At 63.9% G+C, this 20880-nt stretch carries 19 protein-coding genes and 4 tRNA genes; 7 read left to right on the forward strand and 16 right to left on the reverse strand.

Annotated elements, in window-relative coordinates:
- Positions 1-30 precede the first annotated feature (30 nt).
- The 4 genes from K883_RS12375 to K883_RS12390 all read right to left on the reverse strand — a co-directional run bounded on the left by K883_RS12375 (position 31) and on the right by K883_RS12390 (position 5272).
- The gene (locus K883_RS12375) at positions 31-2136 is read right to left on the reverse strand and encodes an LCP family protein (RefSeq protein WP_014710929.1); all 2106 of its coding nucleotides are present in this window, start codon (positions 2134-2136) and stop codon (positions 31-33) included.
- 203 nt (positions 2137-2339) lie between these two features.
- Positions 2340-3473 carry a tRNA dihydrouridine synthase DusB gene (dusB, locus tag K883_RS12380; RefSeq protein WP_014710930.1) on the reverse strand — a complete coding sequence of 378 codons (1134 nt, stop codon included), beginning with the start codon at positions 3471-3473 and terminating at the stop codon, positions 2340-2342.
- A gap of 7 nt (positions 3474-3480) precedes the next feature.
- Positions 3481-4503, reverse strand: coding sequence for an acyl-ACP desaturase (locus tag K883_RS12385; protein ID WP_014710931.1), 1023 nt, complete (start codon positions 4501-4503; stop codon positions 3481-3483).
- A gap of 154 nt (positions 4504-4657) precedes the next feature.
- Positions 4658-5272 (reverse strand): TetR/AcrR family transcriptional regulator, encoded by a 615-nt coding sequence (locus K883_RS12390; RefSeq protein WP_014710932.1) that lies wholly within the window; start codon positions 5270-5272, stop codon positions 4658-4660.
- 66 nt (positions 5273-5338) lie between these two features.
- Here K883_RS12390 and K883_RS12395 point away from each other — a divergent pair, with 66 nt between their 5' ends.
- Complete coding sequence (locus K883_RS12395) at positions 5339-6391, forward strand: oxygenase MpaB family protein (protein WP_014710933.1); 1053 nt, start codon at positions 5339-5341, stop codon at positions 6389-6391.
- 138 nt (positions 6392-6529) lie between these two features.
- Here K883_RS12395 and K883_RS26750 read toward each other — a convergent pair whose 3' ends face one another.
- Genes K883_RS26750 through K883_RS12410 form a run of 3 tightly spaced genes read right to left on the reverse strand, consistent with a single transcriptional unit; the run spans position 6530 to position 7721 of the window.
- Positions 6530-6733 (reverse strand): hypothetical protein, encoded by a 204-nt coding sequence (locus tag K883_RS26750; protein ID WP_014710934.1) that lies wholly within the window; start codon positions 6731-6733, stop codon positions 6530-6532.
- A 44-nt stretch (positions 6734-6777) separates the two neighbouring features.
- Positions 6778-7176 (reverse strand): ArsR/SmtB family transcription factor, encoded by a 399-nt coding sequence (locus K883_RS12405; RefSeq protein WP_020188695.1) that lies wholly within the window; start codon positions 7174-7176, stop codon positions 6778-6780.
- A 44-nt stretch (positions 7177-7220) separates the two neighbouring features.
- Positions 7221-7721 carry a nucleoside deaminase gene (locus K883_RS12410; RefSeq protein WP_014710935.1) on the reverse strand — a complete coding sequence of 167 codons (501 nt, stop codon included), beginning with the start codon at positions 7719-7721 and terminating at the stop codon, positions 7221-7223.
- 114 nt (positions 7722-7835) lie between these two features.
- On the opposite strand from K883_RS12410, the gene K883_RS12415 reads away from it, so the two are divergent.
- Positions 7836-8735 carry a class I SAM-dependent methyltransferase gene (locus tag K883_RS12415; protein ID WP_014710936.1) on the forward strand — a complete coding sequence of 300 codons (900 nt, stop codon included), beginning with the start codon at positions 7836-7838 and terminating at the stop codon, positions 8733-8735.
- Between the two features lie 39 nt (positions 8736-8774).
- Here K883_RS12415 and K883_RS12420 read toward each other — a convergent pair.
- Positions 8775-8850, reverse strand: a tRNA-Lys gene (locus tag K883_RS12420).
- 124 nt (positions 8851-8974) lie between these two features.
- On the opposite strand from K883_RS12420, the gene K883_RS12425 reads away from it, so the two are divergent.
- The 3 genes from K883_RS12425 (at position 8975) to K883_RS12435 (ending at position 9257) form a co-directional block, all read left to right on the forward strand.
- Positions 8975-9047: transfer RNA gene (locus tag K883_RS12425), tRNA-Glu, on the forward strand.
- Positions 9048-9076: 29 nt separating this feature from the next.
- Positions 9077-9153 (forward strand) — tRNA-Asp (locus tag K883_RS12430).
- A 27-nt stretch (positions 9154-9180) separates the two neighbouring features.
- A tRNA-Phe gene (locus K883_RS12435) sits at positions 9181-9257 on the forward strand.
- Between the two features lie 32 nt (positions 9258-9289).
- Here K883_RS12435 and K883_RS12440 read toward each other — a convergent pair.
- From K883_RS12440 to K883_RS12460, 5 genes are all read right to left on the reverse strand, one after another.
- Positions 9290-10447, reverse strand: a complete 1158-nt coding sequence (locus K883_RS12440) for a tyrosine-type recombinase/integrase (RefSeq protein WP_008263933.1) — start codon at positions 10445-10447, stop codon at positions 9290-9292.
- Positions 10448-10681, reverse strand: coding sequence for a helix-turn-helix transcriptional regulator (locus K883_RS28240; protein ID WP_008263943.1), 234 nt, complete (start codon positions 10679-10681; stop codon positions 10448-10450).
- Between the two features lie 10 nt (positions 10682-10691).
- A complete protein-coding gene (locus K883_RS12450; protein ID WP_020821580.1) occupies positions 10692-12038 on the reverse strand; it encodes a hypothetical protein in 1347 nt (448 codons plus the stop codon).
- Positions 12035-12457, reverse strand: coding sequence for a hypothetical protein (locus tag K883_RS12455; RefSeq protein WP_008263947.1), 423 nt, complete (start codon positions 12455-12457; stop codon positions 12035-12037). The genes K883_RS12450 and K883_RS12455 overlap by 4 nt, the downstream gene beginning before the upstream one ends.
- A 99-nt stretch (positions 12458-12556) precedes the next feature.
- On the reverse strand, positions 12557-13351 hold the full coding sequence (locus K883_RS12460) for a GntR family transcriptional regulator (protein ID WP_020821582.1): 795 nt from the start codon (positions 13349-13351) through the stop codon (positions 12557-12559).
- Positions 13352-13430: 79 nt separating this feature from the next.
- On the opposite strand from K883_RS12460, the gene K883_RS12465 reads away from it, so the two are divergent.
- Entirely contained in the window at positions 13431-13862 is a 432-nt protein-coding gene (locus K883_RS12465) for an NUDIX hydrolase (RefSeq protein WP_008263949.1), read from the forward strand.
- A gap of 7 nt (positions 13863-13869) precedes the next feature.
- Here K883_RS12465 and K883_RS12470 read toward each other — a convergent pair whose 3' ends face one another.
- Entirely contained in the window at positions 13870-15438 is a 1569-nt protein-coding gene (locus K883_RS12470) for a hypothetical protein (RefSeq protein ID WP_224097130.1), read from the reverse strand.
- Positions 15439-15702: 264 nt separating this feature from the next.
- Here K883_RS12470 and K883_RS12475 point away from each other — a divergent pair, with 264 nt between their 5' ends.
- On the forward strand, positions 15703-16149 hold the full coding sequence (locus K883_RS12475) for a DUF6188 family protein (RefSeq protein WP_014710938.1): 447 nt from the start codon (positions 15703-15705) through the stop codon (positions 16147-16149).
- 28 nt (positions 16150-16177) lie between these two features.
- Here K883_RS12475 and K883_RS12480 read toward each other — a convergent pair whose 3' ends face one another.
- Both K883_RS12480 and K883_RS12485 read right to left on the reverse strand, forming a co-directional pair.
- Positions 16178-17074, reverse strand: a complete 897-nt coding sequence (locus K883_RS12480) for an alpha/beta fold hydrolase (protein WP_014710939.1) — start codon at positions 17072-17074, stop codon at positions 16178-16180.
- Entirely contained in the window at positions 17071-20157 is a 3087-nt protein-coding gene (locus K883_RS12485) for an MMPL/RND family transporter (protein WP_024636820.1), read from the reverse strand. The genes K883_RS12480 and K883_RS12485 overlap by 4 nt, the downstream gene beginning before the upstream one ends.
- Positions 20158-20880: the final 723 nt, after the last annotated feature.

Genomic DNA, 20880 nt, shown 5'->3' on the forward strand with positions numbered 1-20880 from the left:
AGACAGGCCGCGGAGCGCCGTCAAAACGGCTTATTCGCAGGTGGTGTCGGCCGCGTTGGTGACGGTCAGGTCCTCGGGGAGCTTGGCCGGCGCGTTGCTCGAGCCGCGTTCGATCTGCAAACTCATCGGCGAGCCGCTCGGCGAGGGGGCGGTGACCGACTTGAAGTCCGGGCCCAGAACCACCTGCACGACCTGCCCGTAGCCGGAGACCCGCTGGACCTTGGCGTTGGCGAACGAGGACGCCACGGTGGCCGCGGCCTCTTCGTTGCCGGGCGAGAACAGCACCGTCGTCGCGGTCACCGAACTCGGATAGTCGTCGGGGGCCATCACGTTGAAGCCGTCCCGCTTGAGCTGGGTGGTCGCGGTCGCCGCCAGCCCGGTCTGCGTGGTGGCGTTGGAAACCCGCACGGTCACACCGCTCGGCGAGGTCGTGGTGACCTGTTCGTGTTGGGCCTCCGGCGTCGGGGACGGTTTCCTGGTGGTCGGGGCCTTCGACGCGCCCGTCGTGCCCGAGCCGGACGATGCGCTCAAATTCTTTGCGTTCTGGTCGTTTTCCTCCGGCAGCGGATCGTCGTTGATGATGGCGTCGAACAGCGCCCGCATGTCGGACATGCGCGGCGGCTCGTCGCCGTTCTGGTCGGTGACGCCGGTGGGCACCGTCACGAACGTGACGTGGCCGGCCGCCATCCCCTGCAACGACTGACCGAGCTGCACCAGGTCCTTGGACTTCACGTTGTCGACGACGGTGTCGCTGATGAACATGTTGACGACGTTGTTGAGCTTGTTGAGGTCAAGCAGCGTGTCCGCCGAGATCAACGATCTCAGCAGCGACGACAAGAACAGCTGCTGGCGCTTGATGCGGCCGTAGTCCCCGTTGATCTCCGTGGTGACCTGGCGGGCCCGCACGTAATTCAGCGCGGTGGAACCGTCGAGAACCTGGCGCCCGCCGTGTTCGAGCACGGTGCCCAGCTCGTAGTCGTGCAGCGGGGTGCTCGAGCACACCTCGACTCCGCCGAGGGCATCCACCATTTTCGCGAAGCCGGAGAAGTCGACGGCGATGAAGCGGTTGATGCTCAATCCGGACAGCTTCTGGATTTCCTTCACCAGACACTTCGGGCCGCCGAAGGCGAACGCGGAGTTCAGTTTGGTCTCGGTGTAGACCATCTTCGGTCCCCACGTCTGCGTCTTCGCGTCGTAGAGCGGGCCGTACTTGCCGGTGGTGGGGTCCCAGGCCTCGCACTGCATCGGGGTGATCGCCAGGTCGCGCGGGAACGACACCGCCACCACGCGTTTGCGATTGGCCGGGATGTTCACCAGCATGACGGTGTCCGAGCGGGCGCCGTCGGCGTCGTCGGTGTCGCCGGCGCCCATGTTGGCGTTGTCGCCGGCGCGCGAGTCGAGGCCGACGATCAAGAAGTCTTCGTCGCCGTATTGCCCGTTCGCGTCGCGGATGTCGTCCGAGTGCGGGTCGAGCGCGTTGATCGTGTTGAGCCGGGCGTTCTTCGACGTGCTCCACTGCCAGGCCCCGCCGGTCATCACCAGCGCCAGCACGGCGGCCAGCGCCGCCACCGAGCGGCCGGCCAGCAGCATCGGGCGGCGGCGTTTGGGCTCGTCGGCGGTGGTGTCGACGGCGCCGGATGGCGGCTCGTCGGGCTCGTCCTCGTTCGGGTAGTCGGCGTCCATGAGCTCGCGAAGCTCGGAGACCGCGTCGAACGAGTAGGCGAAGTCGTCGATGACCTGTGTTTTCTGTAGCTCGAGCGGTGGTTCGGGCTCGGGCCGGAAGGCTTGGGGGCGGGGCTCGAAGAATTCGGGCTCGGGAGGCTCGACCTCCGGGGCGGCGCGTCGGTGGATGGGCCGGTCGGGGGCGCCGATCTTGGCGATCAGATCGGCGACGCTGACTCCGCCCCCGGCGTGGCTTCCGGTGTGCTCGGTGTCGTCGATGTCCTGCGGCGCGGCGGGCTCGACGGCCGTTTCGGGTTGCCAGCGATGGATGCTGTCGTCGGGCGGCGGTTCGAAGAATCGCTCCCAGGGAGCGGCGCCCAGGCTGGGCGACGGGCCCGTCGGGATCGGTTGGGCGTGAACCTCGCCCGGTGCGTGCCGACCGTTACGAGTGGCGTCGCGCTCGCCGTCACTCATGTCCTACCGGCCTCCGAAGCTCTGATGCAGACGTCAGCGTGTCCGTGCGTGGTGGCAGCGCGGCGCCGCTCGTGTGACGGCTCGTGCCATCCGTTTTCGTCGCGCCCGTGCGGCGGCACAAAATCATCCGCCGTCCAAGCGCATGCAACAAAGCCCACATCGTACTGAGTTATCGGTCCGGAAGCGATTTCGAGCCGGTGGACTCAGCCGCCGGAGTGCATGACGTCGGCGCCGGCCGGCACCGTGCAGTCGTCGGGGTCGTCCAGCCAGCCTTCCGGGAGCACGACCCGGGCGGGTGAACCCTGCCGGCCCCGGGGCCCGCTCGCCTCGTCCGGGAAGGGCACGTCGGCGTCCAACCGGTCGAGAAGGCGGTCCAGCTCGTCGAGCGTCTTGACCATTGCCAGCGCTCGGCGCAGCTCGGAGCCGGCGGGAAAGCCGTGCAGGTACCACGCGATGTGCTTGCGGATGTCGCGCATGCCCTTGTCCTCGCCGAAGTGCGCGGCCAGCAGCTGGCCGTGCCGGCGGACGATGTCGGCGACCTCGCCCAGCGTCGGTGGTGTGGGCGGAGGGCTGCCGGTGAAAGCCGCCGACAGCTCGGCGAAAAGCCACGGGCGGCCCAGGCAGCCGCGGCCGATGACCACGCCGTCGCATCCGGTGGCGGCCATCATCGTCAGGGCGTCGCTGGCGTCGTAGATGTCGCCGTTGCCGAGCACCGGGATCGTGCGCACATGCTGCTTGAGGCGGGCGATCTCGTCCCAATCGGCGGTGCCGGAATAGCGCTGCGCCGCGGTGCGGGCGTGCAGCGCGACCGCGGCGGCGCCCTCGGCTTCGGCGATGCGGCCGGCGTCGATGTGCGTGTGGTGCTCGTCGTCGATGCCGATGCGGAACTTGACGGTCACCGGTATCTGGGTGCCCTCGGTGGCGCGCACGGCGGCGGCGACGATCTGGCCGAACAGCCGCCGCTTGTAGGGCAGCGCCGACCCGCCGCCGCGCTTGGTCACCTTGGGCACCGGGCAGCCGAAATTCATGTCGATGTGATCGGCCAGGCCTTCGTCGGCGATCATCTTGGCGGCCGCGTAGGTGGTCGCGGGGTCGACGGTGTAGAGCTGCAGCGACCGGGGCGACTCGTCGGGGGCGAACGTGGTCATGTGCATGGTGACCGGGTGACGCTCGACGAGCGCGCGGGCCGTCACCATCTCGCAGACGTAGAGGCCGCTGACGGTGCCGACCTTGGATTGCTCCAGCTCACGGCACAGCGTCCGGAAGGCGACGTTGGTGACGCCAGCCATCGGTGCCAGAACCACCGGGCTCGCGAGCGCGATGGAACCGATGCGCACCGCTTGGTTACCGCCGGCTCATGGTCAGCGTGCCCGCCGTCTGATGCAGCTCGACGGCTGTGGTCCTCTTGCCGGTGCGGGCTTCCCGGTCGAGCTGGCGCTGCTTGGAGACCTCGAACTTGTCGCAGGTCTGCTCCAGCTCCTTGATCAGCACCCCGAGGTCGTCGCGCAAGGCGGCGGCCTCACCCGAGAAGTCCTCACGCTCGAAGATGCGCCATTTCCTCAACACCGGCATGACGACCTCGTCGAGGTGGATGCGCGGGGCGTACACGCCGCCCACGGCGATCATCACGGCCTTGCGCCGGAACTCGGGCACCTGGTAGCCGGGCATCTGGAAGTTGCGCAACACCTTGTGCAGCGACTTCATCGCCTGATTGGGCGCGATCTCGAACCCGGCCTCGGTGACGTCGCGGTAGAAGATCATGTGCAGGTTCTCGTCGGCCGAGATCTTGGCCAGCAACTGGTCGGCGATCGTGTCGTTGCACGCCTTACCGGTGTTGCGGTGCGAGATCCGCGTCGCCAACTCCTGGAAGGTCACGTAGGTGACCGAATCGAACAGGCTCTCGGCGAACAGGTCTTCGCGAACCTGGTGGTTCTGGCCGGGGCTGAAGCCGCGGTTGACCACCTCGATGCGCAGCTTTTCCAATTCGTACGGGTCGACCGCGCGCGTGACCACCAAGTAGTCGCGCAGCGCGATCCCGTGCCGGTTCTCCTCCGCGGTCCACCGGTTGACCCATTGGCCCCAGGGGCCGTCCATGCTGAAGTTCATCGCGATCTCGCGGTGATAGGACGGCAGGTTGTCCTCGGTCATCAGGTTCTGCACCATCGCCACCTGGGCGACGTCCGAGAGCTTGGATTGTCCCGGCTCCCAGTCCTGCCCACCGAGCGCATAGAAGTTCTTTCCGTCCGACCACGGGATGTAGTCGTGCGGGTTCCAGTTCTTGTGCATGCTCTCGTGCCGGTTCAGGTACTTCTCGACGACCGGCTGGAGTTCGTGCAGCAGCTGTAGGTTTGTCAGCTCGGCTGACATAGTGCCTCCAGTTATCTGTGTCGATGGGTAGCAGTCAATATATCTGTGTACTTCGGTAGCAGCAAGTTCCTCGCCAGGCGTGGTCGATAACGGTTTGACATCGCGATCAACCACCAGTTTTACGGCTTGCCGATCCGGCCCGAATGAAAACCCGCTACTGCGACTTGCCGAGCTCTCCGGCGGGGACGTACGGCGCCGCGGTGATGTAGAGCATGTTGATGCAGTAGTCGATGAACTGTTTGCGCGTCGCCCCGAGTTGCCCGTGCAGGTAGGCGGTGAACAGGCTCGACAGGCCACCGACCAGGCTGGTGGCGATCATTTTCTGCAGCACGGCATCGCCGATCCGGGACAGCTTGCGCTGCAGCAGGTCGATGAAATTGGGCATCCACTCCGCGCCCGACCGCACCAGCACCGGCTCCACCGCCGGCGCCAGCAACAGCACCCGCCCCCGGACCGGGTCGTCCACCATCAGCTCGACGAAGCGTTCGACGGCCTCTCGCGGGGTCGTCGCCGACGTCAGGGTGTTCATTGCCCGCGTGCAGACGTCGTCATAGACCGCGCGCACGAATTCGTCACGGTCGGCGAAGCTTTCGTAGAAGTAGCGTTCGGTCAGCGCGGCCTTGCGGCACACCGCGCGAACGGTCAGCGCCGGCCCCCCGGAACCGCCGAGCAGCTGCACGCCGGCGCTGATCAGGTTGTCACGGCGAAGCGCGAGGCGACTCTCCAAGGGGACGCCGGTCCAGCGGCCCCGTCGTTGACCCGTCTGCACATCGCTCCTAAGCTGAAAATGACAACGGCTGTAGTCAAAAATTCAGATACCTACAGGAATCCAATAGTGACTCAAGATACGTCCGCATCGCGCCCCCTGACCAGCGACGCGACCGGCGCCCCTGAGCAGTCTGGCGGGCCGGCCGACGGCTCCAACGGTGTCGCGGGCGGCTGCCCCGTATCGCCACTGGGCTACGACGCGCCGCCAACACCGCTGGGACCCGATTCCCTGACCTGGCGTTATTTCGGGGACTGGCGGGGCATGCTGCAGGGCCCATGGGCCGGATCGATGCAGAACATGCACCCCCAACTCGGCGCGGCGGTGCTCGACCACTCCACCTTCTTCCGCGAGCGGTGGCCGCGTCTGCTGCGTTCGCTGTATCCCATCGGCGGGGTCGTCTTCGACGGTGAGCGCGCCCCCATGACCGGCGCCGAAGTCCGCGACTACCACACCGACATCAAGGGCGTCGATGACCAGGGCCGCCGCTACCACGCCCTGAACCCCGACGTCTTCTACTGGGCGCATTCCACCTTCTTTATGGGCACCATTCACGTGGCCGAACGGTTTTGCGGTGGGATCACCGAGGCGCAAAAGCGTCAGCTGTTCGACGAACATGTCGAGTGGTACCGCATGTACGGCATGAGCATGCGGCCCGTGCCGAAGTCGTGGGAGGAGTTCCAGGCCTACTGGGACCACATGTGCCGCAACGTGCTGGAAAGCAACGAGGCGGCACGGGCCGTGCTCGACCTCAGCGAGTTGCCCAAACCGCCTTTCGCGCAATGGATTCCGGAACCCTTGTGGGCCTTGCAGCGCAAACTGATGGCCCCGTTCTTCGTCTGGCTGACCGTCGGCCTCTACGACCCCCCGGTGCGGGAGCTGATGGGCTACCGGTGGTCGCGCCGCGACGAGTGGTTGCACCGGCGTTTTGGCGACCTGGTTCGTTTCGTATTCGCCCTGGTGCCAAGCAGATTCCGCAAGCACCCGCGGGCGCGTGCCGGGTTGGACCGCGCCAGCGGGCGAATCCCGCTCGATACCCCGCTGGTGCAAACGCCCGCGCGCAATCTGCCGCCGATCGACGAGCGCGGGGACCCCAAGCACTACTGCCCGATGGTGTCTTGAGCCGTACGACGATGCAGCCCGCGAAGCGGGGTGAGGAGGAGTGCGGCAATTCGGTCTAGCCGTACGACGATGCAGCCCGCGAAGCGGGGTGAGGAGGAGTGCGGCAATTCGGTCTAGCGCGTACGGTCGTCGTCCGCGCTAGGCGTGGGCGTGGCCGTGAACGTCCTCCAGCCCGGCCTGGTGCACGTGCCGATGGGTGTGTTCGGTCCCGTCGGCGTGCGCGTGGGAGTGTTCGTGCTCCACGTGGTCGTGCTCGTGGGACGTGTGTGCGTGGGCGTGCGTCACGTCGCCGTGCCGATGCTCGTGCGCGTGGGGCGCGTCGTGGGTGTGCTCTTCGCTCATCGGTGATGCCTCCTTGCGTGAAATGCCTTGTGCCTCCGGCCGACTCAGCGGCCGCTGCTGCGGTGTCGGTTCGACGATTCGGCTACCGCCTTTAGCCCGTCGTCGCCGCGGTGATGGCCGGGGACCCCGGGTCCGGCGTGCTCGGCGTTGAAAACGGCGTCGATGACGAGCTGGCGCACGTGGTCGTTCTCCAGGCTGTAGAAGATCGTGGTGCCCTCCCGGCGGGTGCGGACCAGACGTGCCATCCGCAACTTCGCGAGGTGCTGGGAAACCGACGGCGCCGGCTTGCCCACGTGCTCGGCGAGTTCGTTGACCGACATCTCGTGGTCGGTCAACGACCAGAGCACCTGCACGCGGGTGGCATCGGCCAGCATCCGGAAGACCTCGACCACCAGGCCGGCCTGGTCGTCGGGAAGACGCCCTTTGCTATTACCTGCATGCATACGCAAATACTAGCGAAGGCTAGCGGGGCTGCCAAGGGGGCGGCTCAGGCCGGCGGGACAACCGTCGTCTGGCGCCGGCCGCCATTGCGCTCGTTCCACAGCCGGTAGACCTCTATCGCCCCCTCGTGCGGGTCGTAGCGCATCGGCAGGCGCCGATCCTCCCAGTCCTTGGAGAATTCGTCATAGAAGGTGGACAACTCGAAGTACTTGCGGTCATCGGCGTAGTACTGCTCGTAGCTTTCGCGCGTGGTCAGGAACACGACCTCCCGGGGCGAGCAGTAATACAGCGAGCCCAGGCACATCGGGCACGGGTGGGCGAGCACGTAGATCGTGGCGTCGACGAGGTGCTCGGTGCCCAGCTTCATGCAGGCCTCGCGGATGGCGAGGATCTCGGCGTGGGCGGTGGGGTCGCTCGTCTGGGCCACTCGGTTGGCGCTCTCGGCGAGCACCTCGCCGCCCCGCACGATCACCGTGGCGAACGGCCGGCCGCCTTCGGCCACGTTGCGACGAGCCAGTTCGATCGTTCGTTGAGCGAAGTCGGTCACGGGTCCTCCGGAGTGCAGCAGATAAGTCGGAGGGTAGCCCCGTCGGCCGCCACACCGAGCCTGTGATGTTAACTAGATTGTCTATCTTTTTTCGGACCCGACTGAAGGGGCATCATGGCGCGCACCGATCGTGATCGTTGGGACCTGGCGACAAGCGTCGGGGCGACGGCGACCATGGTGGCCGCCCAGCGGGCGCTGTCCTCCGAGGCGAAGTTGATCGACGACCCCTATGCCGCGCCGCTGGTGCGGGCGGTCGGCATCGACGTCTACGTCCGCCTGGTGAACGGCGAAATCGAGGCCAGCGGGAACACGGAGTTCGATCCCCGGCGAATGGCGCAGGGAATGGCCTGCCGAACCCGGTTCTATGACCAATTCTTTCTGGATGCCACCCGCAGCGGCATCGGCCAGGTGGTGATCCTCGCGTCGGGCCTGGATTCCCGCGCCTACCGGCTGCCCTGGCCGGCCGGCACCGTCGTCTACGAGGTCGACATGCCAGAGGTCATCGAGTTCAAGACCCTGACCCTGGGCGATCTGGGCGCCAAGCCGACCGCGCAGCGGTGCACCGTCGCGATCGATCTGCGCGACGACTGGGCCTCGGCCCTGCGGGCCGCGGGATTCGATCCCCAGGCCCCCTCCGCGTGGAGCGCCGAAGGCCTGGTGGTCTATCTGCCGGACGACGCTCAGGATGCGCTGTTCGACAACGTCACCTCGCTGAGCGCCCCCGGCAGTCGTCTCGCTTTCGAATTCGTGCCCGACACCGCGGTTTTCGCCGACCCGCGGTGGCGTGCTCACCACGACCGGATGAGCGAACTCGGCTTCGAGATCGACTTCAACGACCTCGTGTATCACGGCCAGCGCAGCCACATCGTCGACCACCTGAACCAGCGCGGCTGGCAGACGTCGTCGACGACGGTCGCGGATCTGCACGCGGCGAACGGTTTCGTCTACGCCGACGACGACGTCGCCGCGGCCTTCGCCGACGTCACGTACTGCAGCGCTGTGCTCGGGCGATGAGCGGTCATCGGTCGCGCACGGCCCACGCGATGCGCGATGTGGTGCCCCCACTAGGACTCGAACCTAGGACCTGCGGATTAAAAGTCCGTAGCTCTACCAACTGAGCTATAGGGGCCGCGAAGATTCAGGATACTTGGACCGAAAACCCGGCTCGTTTGAGGATTGGGCACACCGTGACCTAAGCTGACGTGGCTCCCAACGAAACCACGTTGCGAGTACCCCGGAGTGATTCGGTTCTGGCCCCCATCGTCTAGTGGCCTAGGACGCCGCCCTTTCACGGCGGTAGCACGGGTTCGAATCCCGTTGGGGGTACGCGACGCGGTGACGCGGAGCAGCAGCAAGGCCCTGTGGCGCAGTTGGTTAGCGCGCCGCCCTGTCACGGCGGAGGTCGCGGGTTCGAGTCCCGTCAGGGTCGCCAAGCGCGGCGAGGCACTCGCTGCCTTCCGGCCAGGTAGCTCAGTCGGTACGAGCGTCCGCCTGAAAAGCGGAAGGTCGGCGGTTCGATCCCGCCCCTGGCCACCAGTCTTGAGCTGCACGGACGCGGTGATGGCACTCTATGGATGGTTCGGTGTGTCCGGTTCCTGTCCGTTCGCCCGGTTTTTGGCGACGTCCTGAAGCCGGTCGAGATTCGTGGCTACGTGGTCGAGTTCGTCTGAATAGAGGTCGCTGTAGATGTTCGCGGTGACGGTCGGCGTCGAGTGCCCCATCGTCTTCTGGACGTAGCGGAGGTCGGCGCCGGAGGCCCGGGCCAGGCTGGCGTAGGTGTGGCGCAGGTCGTGAATCGTCAGCGGCACCAGTCCGGTTTTCTTTAGGGCTTCGTTCCAGTCGGTATGCCGGCGCCAGTTGTTTGATCTGAGGAACCCGCCATTTGGCGAGGTGATTGCATGTTCTGTGGGCGCGCGATTATCGATCCTTGGTTTGAGCGCGTCGATGACGATTTGGGGGAGTGGGACGGTTCGGGCGGCGGCGCGAGTTTTTGGCGGCCCGACGATGATCCGGCCTTCCACTTCTGGCGCGGCCTGGCGGACATAGAGCCGACGCGCAGTTAGGTCGATGTCGCCGACCCGCAGGCCGACGAGTTCGGACCAGCGCAGGCCGGTGAAGGCGAGGATGATCACCACGTCGCCGTGGTCGCCGCATGCGGCTGCCAGGGCGGCGACTTCGGTGGCGGTCAGATAGCGGTGGCGTTCTCGGGTGGGTATCCGCCCGGATGACACCCCGTCAGCCGGGTTGCTGTGGATTCGACCGTCCTCGCGCGCCATGTCGAGAATCGACCGCAGCAGCCGCAGCGTGGCGAGTTTGGCCCAGGGACCGACGGTCATGGAATCGATGAATTGCTGTATATCCTTTCGGCTGATTTCATCAACCGGGACGTGGCCGAAACGCGGACTGATGCGTAGTTCCCAATGCTGGGTGTAGCCGCTCCAGGTCTTGGGCGACACTGCGGGGCGTTTCAACGCGCTGTATTGCGTCCAGACAGCGGCGAGTTTGGCCCGGCCAAGTCGGGGGTCGAAGCGTCTGGCGCCGATCGCCGCTTCGCCATCCCGGTCGGCCTTGAATGCCCGCGCTTCTCGCAAGGTGGCGAACGTCGACGACGTCTCAGCCCATCCCGACGGGGAGTCTGAATCACGCACCAGGTAGCGCACTTGATAGCGCGGCAGACCGGCCGAATTGATCCGCTTTCGGATACCGCGCGGGACCGATCCGGCCACTTAGCGACGCACCTTACGAAGCCATGCGCGGACTTCAGCTGCGTCCCAACGTCTTACGCGATCAGATAGCGTGTAGCAGGGCGGTCCCACGTCTGCGCCGTGTTCGCGCAATGCGCCCCATCGACTCACCGTCGCAGCGGACACGCCAAGCAGCTCGGCCACCTGCTCCGCTGTTAGAAGCTCTGGAAAGGTCGCTGTCGCGGTGGCGCTGGTTTTGATGCCGAGGGTTGTCATGCCGATGTCCTCAGTTCTCTGCTGAACCAGCGCGACTTGAGCTTGTAGGCCCGTATTCTTGTGCGACAGAACGGATTAGCGAATCGGGCCAGAAGTCGGCGCGTACTCGCATCGTTGACCCGTCTTCGGCGATGACGTATCCGGTACCAGGCTCATTTGGGTTGATCCGATGCGCGGGGGCGGCGTCGGCGAGGCCGTCACCCAAGACCATGGCGACTTCGTCGCGTGAGCGCAGCCGCAGTGCGACGGTTTGGGTGAACAACCCGCGCATGGGCAGAATCTCCTTGCGAGGGTCCTGCATGAATGCGGCGACCACGATGCCTACAGCCCTACCCTTTGTCAGGATGCGTGAGAGTGAGCCCGCAACTTGCTTCCTCAGTGCCGCGTCCGTCATGTATGCGGTCAAGCCCGCGAATTCATCGATGAGCAGCACGACGAGCGGTTCGGCGGTGCTCGGTGTGTGCGAACGCGCTCGGCCGGCCATCCTGCGACCGCGGCTGTCTAGTAGCTCCTCCAAGTTGGTCAGCAGTCTCGCGGCGTTGGCCTCGGTCGTCGCAATGCCGCTGAATAGTGCAGACCCGACTGACACTTCGATCCCGTACTTGAGATCCACGGCGAACAGCCGCACGGTTCCCGCCTTGATGGCTGGGCCTAATCCGCCTGCAATGCCCCAAAAAACGGAGCCCTTGCCCGCACCCGAGCACCCAACAGTGAGGGTGTGCAGGCCGGCGACGCGCAGAGTCCATGCCGACCCATTCTCACGCCGGCCGACCTCGACGCCCGTCGGCTCGACGCTGGTTGGGAATGCAGCGGTCTCTGCCTCTGAAAGGCATTGTTTCATAACGAATTCCACGCGAACCGTGCCGGGGCCGATCAGTGTCGAGCGGGCGGAATGCGCCCCGACAGCGTCACGAATTGCGGGGACCGCGTTTTCGAGGTCGTCCACCGTCTGGCCGGTCCGTGTTCGGACTGTCATCCGTAGGCAGTCGCCGAACATGCTCACCCCGAGAAGGCGAGGATGAGTCCAAACTGTCCTCGTCCTGCTCTTGCCCTGTGCGTCCGTGCGTGTGACGTGCTCGGGAGTCGACAACCCGCAGGCCTTGGCAACCCGTGGCCAGGAGATCGATGCCCAGATCAGCCATCGGGCCCGACATGCTGGTGTTGCAACATAACGCCCAAATGTGGCGGGGGAACGCACTCTCCAAACGACGAGCGAAACGGCGACCACGCCGATCACCGCAATGAGCCACATGGCGCCGACCGCCAGCAGGTGCGTGAGGTCAAAGAAGTCGATGCCGGCGTCGGGATCTGGAATCGAATACGGATCGCTAGGTACTACGGGGTCGTACGGACTCATGCTGACACCCGGTCTCCCGCTGAGGACCCCGCCTTGCCGGTGTCCGCAGTCATACCCGAGGCCCGAAACGACCACGCGATGCGGCCGGATTCGCTCGAACGGTCTACGTACGGCAATATGTATAGTTCCTCGAAAATCACTGGTGTGAAGGGCATTCCGGCAGTGTTCGGTGGGCACACAGGCTGCTTGGGCGTTGCGAACTTGACGGTGAGAGTGCGCGCTCGCTTACTAGCTGTCGGGTCGCCGTCGAGGACTTCGACCTGCCACAACGGAGCGCCTGATTCTCGATCAGTCGCCTGGACCTTGTTGTCCTTCGTCGACCGCTCGTAATCGATCACCGCCGTCACGTCGGACACCACAAACGCTTTGCGTGGGAAAACCTGCTGGTGTGACACCTTGAGCCATTTCGGCACAGACATTTGTCGACCTTTCATGAGAACTGCTCTAGACAAGTTGAGGTTACATAGTCGTCTAGAGGAGTGCAACGGTCGACGCCCAGTTGATCGAAGACTTTGGGCTCAGCGGGCCGGGAACTCGTATTCGAGCAGGTAGGCGGAAGCAACTTTCACCGTGTCGCAGACCTCAACCGCCACGTCATTCGCGTCATATGCGGTTCGCAGCACTGTCAATACGGGAACGCCTGGTTCGAGTTCCAGTTGCCGCCGTTCTTCGGGAGTGGGCATTCGGGCTGCGACCTCCTCGGTGAAGTGACCGAGTACGTGGCCATTCTCTTCCAGTCGGGCGTAGATGCCCCCGGGCCCAGTGTCCACCTGCTCGATCCTCGTGCCTTCGGCGAAAGCAGCCGGGATGAAGGAGACCGCCGTTTCAACCGGTCGGCCATTCGCCAGGTAGCGGCGCGATCGCACGACGATGTCATCGTCCGGTGATAATCGAAGTCGTTCCGCTACAAACGAATTCGGCTTCTCGCGGCTCACCGCAATATTGTCGACTTGCGGCGAGTAACCCGATTTCTCGGCCTCGACGGTAAACGCCGCCTTGCCTGCCGCGCGATGCTGTCGCGCGAATCGATCCGACGCGAGCCGGCGGATGGGGGGCGTCGGGCGAATAAACACCCCGCGGCCATGCTGCGAGACGACCAGTCCCTCGGAACGAAGCTCCTGCACAGCTTGTCTTACCGTCATGCGTGCCACACCGAAATGCTCGATAAGTTCCGTCTCAGACGGCAGTCGTTCCCCGGGAGCTAGCCGGTTGGAACGGATCGCTTCTCGCAACATGCCCGCGATCTGCCGATATGGCGGCTTGTCATCGGCTCTGTCGATTTGTCCAAGTTGCAGCACCCGCTGGCCTTCCATCACATGTCTAGACGACTAGTCTAGGAAGCCAGTCAACCCGTGTCTCTTCTGCCGGCATCGAACAAGGAGGACCCCAGAAATGGCAACCTCGCCTAAGCACTCGGTCAGTGTCGCCGGCATCGTAGTGCGTGACGATGATCGCGTTCTCGTGATCAGGCGGGACGACAACGGCCACTGGGAAGCCCCTGGTGGTGTACTCGAACTAGGCGAATCTTTTGAGGACGGTGTTCGGCGCGAAGTCCTTGAGGAAACCGGATTGACGGTGAAGGTAGAACGTCTCACCGGCGTTTACAAGAACCTGACCCATGGGATTGTCGCTCTGGTCTACCGCTGCCATCCGGCCGATGGGGACACTCACCCCACTGCGGAAGCCCGCGAGGTTCGTTGGATGACAAGGGAGGAAGTTCAGTCAGCGATGAATCCTGCATTCGCGGTGCGTGTACTGGACGCGTTCGACGAAGAAACTCATTCGCGGGTCCATGACGGCGTCAACCTCGTGTCGGGCTGCTAGGGGTCCACTACACGCTGTCCGGATGTAATCCGAACAGTGCTTGATAGAACACTGCTCGCTTTGGGGGCGCTGGCTCGACCTCGCCCGGACGAGCCTGCACGCATCCCAGGAACGCACTAGACGACGGCGCATTCGCCGGTTTGTTCCGGACGATAAGTTTCGTGAACGCTTCGATGTACTCGAGCGCCGCTCGGATGAGGGTGAAACCGGTTGTCGCAAGGTCGGCCACCATTGACGAACCGGTAAAGGGCGAAACAGGTTCGGTCTGCCACACTCCCAGCGCGTCGTAGTGGTGCTGAGTCATCTCATTGTCGGCACCGAGGGCTAACTCGGGAATCACACTGAGATTCAGCGCCACGTTCATCGTGTTGCCGTAGCTGCGGCCAGGGTGGGTGTCGACGGCAAGAACGCCATCGTGGATGTGATTCCTCAACTGCTTGCAGAGCCACGCATACACCCGCAGGCGCGTCACGTCACCCAAAAGTGACTGGTCGTACTGCGTTCGCACTTCCTTGTCGATGAAGGTCCGCGAGTCGAGTGATCCCCGAGCCTTTTTCCGATCAACTGACGGGTCGACCATCGCTTGGTAAGCACGCCCGAAAATATCGAAAACTGCTGCAAGATAGAGTAATTCACGGTCAAAAGCTTCAGCGGTAGCCTCGGCAACATCTTCGTTCCGCTTCCCGTCCAGCGGGTTCGACAGCGCGGCCAGCAGATCGTCGAACGCGCGCGCTGCACGTCTCAGGCGGATGCGAACCGACGTGAATGCCTCTGCGGCCTCAGGTCCACCTTTAGCGGCAGCCGCAAACATTGAAGCGGCATCGAAGTATGGCAATCCGCTGACCGTGCCCCAGTCGTAAAGATTGACGATGGTCGCAGTCGACTCCGTCGTCTCCCAGCTTCCGCCACCCACCAACATGCCGCGCTCGACCGTCACAACCGGATTGCTAGTCACCCGCAAGTAGTGACCGATGAGTGGTACAGCCGCGTCGGGTGTCACGCTGACGACCACATCGTTGTCGGCGACATCTGTTCGTCCCGCAGTGGGGGCGGTGGTGACGATGGCATCGATGCCAACAGCCCCGGCGGCGGCAGCATAGGCAGCTGCACGATGTCGCTGATCGAGCGTCAACGGGGGGAGGCCGTCCGGCGCATCGTGCTCATCGAGCTGCTGGTACGCGGCGAAGAACCGAGCCTTGGACCAGGCACGGTAGCTCTCGCCACGAGCGGTGCTGACGGAGAACTCGGCCGCGTCGCAGAACTTGCCTGCGTCAGCTACGTTCGTGAAATTGACGGTGTGGCAAGGCGGTTCATCGAGCAACTCGGTCCACCCGCTCGGAGCTTCCGTTGCCGCCGGGATCAATAGGTGCACCTCGATCTCGTCGCGCGTCAGGAACCCGGTGATGTAGCCCTCCTCCGGCGGCTCCGCGATGGTCCCGACATCAATGCCCAGCCGCACCGGGCGCGTTGCCGGCCTCAATGGGTACAGAGGCTCCAACTTCGAGTCTCTCGTCGGCGGCCGAACGTAGCGCATGAAGCGCCAGTTGGGCCGGCCGGATGGGATGGTGATCGCCATATTGGGATGGTCGCACTTGGGGATGACAACTCAGATCGGTCCGTAGTGTTCGCATTCCGACGACTGCATGCATACGGCAGGTCAACCGACCGCAGCCACACCAGAGCCGCACGGCAGGGGAGGCGCGCGAGCGCATTGATCGAGGTTTGCAGCGCATTCTTGATGCATGGAACGCCCGCGATAGCGCATAGGAATACTAATAGTATCGTTGCGCTACTATCGGTAGCATAGATGGGACTCACCGACGCGTCGAAGGGGGCGGTTATGCACACGCAATGGATTGAGCAATGCACCGTTCAGCGAGTCTCGCTGCACGAAGGGCTCATACTCGACCTCGACGGTTACAACGAATTGGTGATTTCCCGACCGCTGCGACTGACCCTCCCGCCGGCAGGAGCCTGGCCGTCGGATGAAGTGTTGATCGACCCCATCAACCTTTCGCCCGAGGAGCGGCCACTGTTGGACCTTGCCGGAGCGATCTGCACGCGCGCCTGGTGCGACGACGACGGGGCCTTACATCTCTGTTTCTCCCCCGGCCACCGCATCGACGTCGACCCGGATGTAGCGGCGACCTCGTGGGAACTCTATGGCAAGTGTCACGGATACGTGGCGTGTCTGCCGCGAGGTCGCGTCCGAGCGATTCGGCACGACCTTCCTGTCGACGAGAATGACTCAGACGCAACACAACCCAAAGCCATGGCACATCAGTAGCCCGGGTGGCTGAAGACTCGCTGGATGCTTATGTCAGGGTCCTCATGGCGCGGTCGAGGAAGTCGGTAACCGCGGCGGTGAACGCGTCGTTGTTGTCGCCGGCAACCATGTGACCGGTGCCGGTGACGTCCGTCGTTTCGGCGTGCCTGACGAGCTGGCGGAATTCGCTGACGGTTTCCTGGGAGACTACGTCTGAAAGTGCCCCGCGTACCAACAGCGTTGGGGCCGTGATTCGACGTGCTCCTTCGGCGAGGAATCCGCTGATGGCGTCGAACTCCTCGCTGCCCGTCATGAGATTGCCTTGGAGGACATCGAAGTTGGAGCTGATGAAGGCCGGGTCCCAGCGCCAGATCCATCGGCCATCGCTACGTTGGCGCAGAACCTTGTGCAGGCCGTCGAGATTTTCGGGTCGCGCGCGGCGTGGGTTGTATTCGGCGATGACATCGGCGGCATCATTGAGCGTGCCGAATCCGTCGGGGTGTCCGGCCATGAATGACAGGATGCGACGGGCCCCATGAAATTCCATTCGCGGGGTGATGTCGACCAGGACAACGGCTGCCCAGAGGTCGGGTGGGGCCAGCAGATGGGTAGCGAGGATGATCAGCCCACCCAGCGACGCGCCGACGACGGCGGGGGGACTGTCGGCGCTGACGTGTCCTCGTACCGAGATCAGATCGGACACAAACCGTTCGATGTCATATTGTCCGCTCGGGTCCCAGTCGCTGTCGCCGTGACCTCGTGTGTCGTAGGCGACGACGGTGTAGCCGTGGGAATAGAGTCGACGGGCGGTGGTGGCCCACGCGTGACGGTTCTGGCCGCCGCCATGGAGCAGCAACACGACGGGGTGAGTCGCGGCGTGCCGGTAGCAATCGGCCACGAGAGTGATCCCGTCGCTGGTGCGGATGCGCTCTCGGCCAATTGTCATGTGGTCCGGTGTGGTCGGCCGTTGTGAGTCGAGGATTTCCGTTGCGGCCACCAGCTGGCCTCGCGCAGGAGCGTAGCGATCGCGGGCACCGTGAGGGTGCGAACGACGAAGGTGTCGAGTAGTAGGCCGCAGCCGACGATGAATCCGACTTGGATCATGATTCCGACAGAGCCGACCATCAGGCCGAACATACTCGCGGCGAAGATGAGCCCGGCTGAGGTGATGACTGAACCGGTGTTTGCGACCGTGCGTAGCACGCCGACGCGAATGTTGTGAGCGGATTCTTCGCGTAACCGCGAGATCAGCAGCATGTTGTAGTCGGCGCCGACGGCGACCAGGATGATGAACGCCACAAGCGGTACGGGCCAGGCGATTTCCTTACCCAGGCCGTATTGGAAGACGAGCGTCCCAATGCCCAGTGCCGCGCCATAGTTGAGTACGACCGTACCGAGGAGGTAGAGCGGGGCCAGCAAGGCACGCAGGAGAAGGACAAGGATCACTCCGACGATGACGAGCGTGGCGATCGCCAGCAGATGAAAGTCGGCCGACAGCAGGCGCTGAATATCGGAGTTGACGGCGGGGAAACCGGCCATCGATATCGTGGCGTTGGCCAGGGAGGTGTTCGGGCGTGCGGCCCCGGCAACTTCGGTGATTTTCTGAGCGAGATCCATCGCTTGGCTGCTGTAGGGGTTGTAGCTCGATTCGATCGCGAAGCGGGCGGTCTTGCCATCGGCCGACATAAAATGTTTTGCCACATCGGCGAACTGGCGATTCTCGAAGGTGTTGGCGGGCAGGTAAAAGCCGCTGGCGTTGTCCGAACCGGCGCTGGACCGCGCGGAATTTTGTAATTGGGTGGCGACCTGACTCATGCCGGACAACATTTCGATGTTGCTGTCGGCAAGGGTGTGCACGCCGGTGGCCAGGGCTTGTGCACCCGACGCGAGCTGGCTGATGCCGTTTTGGAGGCGGCGGATATTGCCGGCCATGTCGGCGGGATCGCCGAGTGCTCCGAAAGCCTTGTTCAGCGAGGTGACCGTGCTCTGCAGATCTGCTACGGTGCCCGCCGCATTGTCGCTGCCCGGCTGGTACATGTCGCCCAGGTTGGCGAGCTGGCTGAAAAAGCCGCCATCGCGCAAGGTCACCAGAATCTGCACCTGATCGCGGATCTGGGCACACTCGGGTGTGGTGGCACACCACGGGGAGGTGTTGAGCGCACCAACCAGCGGATCGATCGTGGCGATCGCGTTTTGGGCTTGTTGAGCTTCTTGACGCAGTCCCGGCCCGGTTCGGATCGCTTGATCGATGGTTGGTGTGGTAGCCGAAAGTTGCTGCAGCAGAGGGCGAAAGTGTTGAAATTGCGATCCGCTGGACTGGGCTTGGGTAAGGACCGCGGTCAGCGGTGTCAATGCCGTGCGCAGGGTGGTGTCAAGTTGCGCCAGGCCGCCGGCGAGTTGGTCGGCGCCACTGGTGAGTTTGGCCAGGTCGTCCTTATGGGCGTCTCCCTTGGCGACCGCGCCGGCCATCTTGTTGCCGATCTGGCCGTTTTGCCACGAGAGCTGTGCCTGATCGAGGCGTGCACCGGTGGGCCGAGTGACACCGGAAACCTTGGTGACGCCCGGCAATTGCGACACTCGAGACGCCATTTCATCTAGGTCGGCTAGGCCTTTACTGGTGCGCATATCTGTGGGTGATTCGACGACCATGAACTGTGTGATGACGATATCTTTGCGGAAATGCCTATCCAGCAAGCGATAGCCCTCATTGCTGGTGGTCGTCGCCGGCTGTCCTTGCCGATCGTCGTAGCTGATGTGCATAGTCAGCGCGACAGCCGCGAGGCCTAATACAAGTGCCAGGCTGGCGGCCAGCAGTGGGGCGGGTCGGCGGACCACGGCCACGGCGATCCAGTTCCAGTATCGGCGCGTGCGGTCAGCTTTGGGTTCGCCAATGCCATGTTTCGCGGCAAGCGCCAATACCGGAGGAAACAACGTTACTGTAGCTGCGACTCCGACAAAGACAGCGATCGCGCACGCCGGGCCTAATGCGCTAAATACGCTCAGCTTCGCAAAGACCAAGGATAGAAACGCAAACGCCACAGTCGCGGCGGAAGCCATGATCACCCGCCCGATGGTGGCGGTTGCGTTAATCACAGCCAGGTCAGCCGAAATCATCTGGCGGCGCTGCTCGTGATACCGGCTGATCAGAAACACGGAATAATCGGTGCCGGCACCCAACAAGATGGCAGTCATGAACGCAATCGTGAATTGCGACACCGGCATTCCTGATTCGCCCAGCGCCGAGAGCACCCCGCGCCCGACCGCCAGGCTCACACCGATCACGAGCAATGGCAGCAACGCGGTAACTAGTGACCGATAGATGACCAGCAAAATCACCGCGATCAGACCGGCTGTCACGATGGAGATGCCAATCAAATCCTGCTCAGCCGAATCGATTAGATCGCTGAATGTCGCGGGAGGTCCGGTTACACGAACGATCGTGGACGTACCGCTAAACGACTCGGCGACAATAGCGCGCACCGCCCGAACGGATTCCGCCGCTCTAGGATCGCCGAGCGTGCCAGCTACCCCGACCGGCACATACCACGCCTTGCCATCCTGGCTCATCGCCTGACCCGCAGTAACGGGGTCGGCTAACAGATCCTGAACCAGTCGCACGTGCTGGGAGTCGGCACGCAACCGCGAAACCATCGTTTTGTAGCGCTGACGCACCGGCGCAGTCAGGCCCGTCGGGTCCTCGAATGCAACAAAGACGGTGGTCTTGGACCCCTGCTCGCCGAATGCCGTGCCCATCCGGTCAACCGTCTGCAGCGATGGAGCATCAGGGGGGACCAGATTCACCGACTGCTGTTTCACAACGGTTTCCAGCTGGGGGAACAGCATCGCCAGGACGCCGGCGGTCACCACCCACGCCCCGATGACCAGCACCTTATGTCGGATGCTGAACCCCGCCAGGCGAGCTAGTCGATCACTGTATGCGCCCTCGCCCGCCGCGACCTTGCGAAGTTGCTCCCGAACTGGGCGACTCAGCGTCGCCACCCCCGAGGAAACCCACCCGTTGTCCGCCATCCCCCACCTCCGTTATCCCAAAAGAAACTAACGGTGTCGGAACAGTACCGCTAGTACCCTTTCGCTTCGTCGCCGAAACCGCGACAGGCGTGCACCCGTCGACCGCTACCGCACTACTCACCTGGATTGGCCCGAGAGCACCCCGCAGGCGACGGACCAGCATTTCGCGCCTGGCGCGACGTGCCCCTCGGCGCGCAGGTTGATTGACCGTGACGACGCACCGTCGCCGAAATTCTGAAAGGTTCATGAACGCCGCAGACGAAAAGCCAGCCGGGAAGTTAGCCTGGTGGGATCGTCGTGCACGTGGTTGTACATTTCCCGGTTCATCAAATTGTCGTCCAGGTATGAGCAGTAGCGAGGCGGGTAATGCCGAGGACGAACGCGGTCTTGGTCCGGCGGCGTTCGGTGGATGTCACTGGTAATGGTGCGGCCGCTGAGCCTGAAACCGCGAGCCGCACTCATCCACACTTGGGTCCTGGTTAGCGCAAGCAGCGCATTCATCGCAGAACGCCATCCTCGGCGTGTGCGAGTCCCTGCCGCACAAGTTGGGAGGGTTCGTGGGATGGCCTCATGAACCGACATGCCAGCCGTGCATTGGTGGCCTTTTGGACCACGGGTTGTTCGAGCCGTTGCCTGATCACGAATCCCCCTACTACGCACAAACCCCTACGAATAACTGTACTATTGGTAGCGCTATGCTACCAACAGTAGCGTTAGTTGGGT

The sequence above is a fragment of the Mycobacterium sp. TKK-01-0059 genome (genome assembly GCF_000709305.1).
GTDB classification, from domain to species: Bacteria; Actinomycetota; Actinomycetes; order Mycobacteriales; family Mycobacteriaceae; genus Mycobacterium; species Mycobacterium intracellulare.

Excerpts from the sequence above, each read along its gene's own strand:
- K883_RS26750 (WP_014710934.1), bottom strand. The coding sequence starts at position 6,733 with ATGAGCGAAGAGCACACCCACGACGCGCCCCACGCGCACGAGCATCGG.
- K883_RS12475 (WP_014710938.1), top strand. The coding sequence starts at position 15,703 with ATGCACACGCAATGGATTGAGCAATGCACCGTTCAGCGAGTCTCGCTG.
- K883_RS28240 (WP_008263943.1), bottom strand. The coding sequence starts at position 10,681 with ATGACAACCCTCGGCATCAAAACCAGCGCCACCGCGACAGCGACCTTT.
- K883_RS12470 (WP_224097130.1), bottom strand. The coding sequence starts at position 15,438 with ATGGCGATCACCATCCCATCCGGCCGGCCCAACTGGCGCTTCATGCGC.
- K883_RS12480 (WP_014710939.1), bottom strand. The coding sequence starts at position 17,074 with ATGACAATTGGCCGAGAGCGCATCCGCACCAGCGACGGGATCACTCTC.
- K883_RS12415 (WP_014710936.1), top strand. The coding sequence starts at position 7,836 with ATGGCGCGCACCGATCGTGATCGTTGGGACCTGGCGACAAGCGTCGGG.
- K883_RS12450 (WP_020821580.1), bottom strand. The coding sequence starts at position 12,038 with ATGAGTCCGTACGACCCCGTAGTACCTAGCGATCCGTATTCGATTCCA.
- K883_RS12460 (WP_020821582.1), bottom strand. The coding sequence starts at position 13,351 with ATGGAAGGCCAGCGGGTGCTGCAACTTGGACAAATCGACAGAGCCGAT.
- K883_RS12405 (WP_020188695.1), bottom strand. The coding sequence starts at position 7,176 with ATGCATGCAGGTAATAGCAAAGGGCGTCTTCCCGACGACCAGGCCGGC.
- K883_RS12375 (WP_014710929.1), bottom strand. The coding sequence starts at position 2,136 with ATGAGTGACGGCGAGCGCGACGCCACTCGTAACGGTCGGCACGCACCG.
- K883_RS12385 (WP_014710931.1), bottom strand. The coding sequence starts at position 4,503 with ATGTCAGCCGAGCTGACAAACCTACAGCTGCTGCACGAACTCCAGCCG.
- K883_RS12455 (WP_008263947.1), bottom strand. The coding sequence starts at position 12,457 with ATGTCTGTGCCGAAATGGCTCAAGGTGTCACACCAGCAGGTTTTCCCA.
- K883_RS12465 (WP_008263949.1), top strand. The coding sequence starts at position 13,431 with ATGGCAACCTCGCCTAAGCACTCGGTCAGTGTCGCCGGCATCGTAGTG.
- K883_RS12485 (WP_024636820.1), bottom strand. The coding sequence starts at position 20,157 with ATGGCGGACAACGGGTGGGTTTCCTCGGGGGTGGCGACGCTGAGTCGC.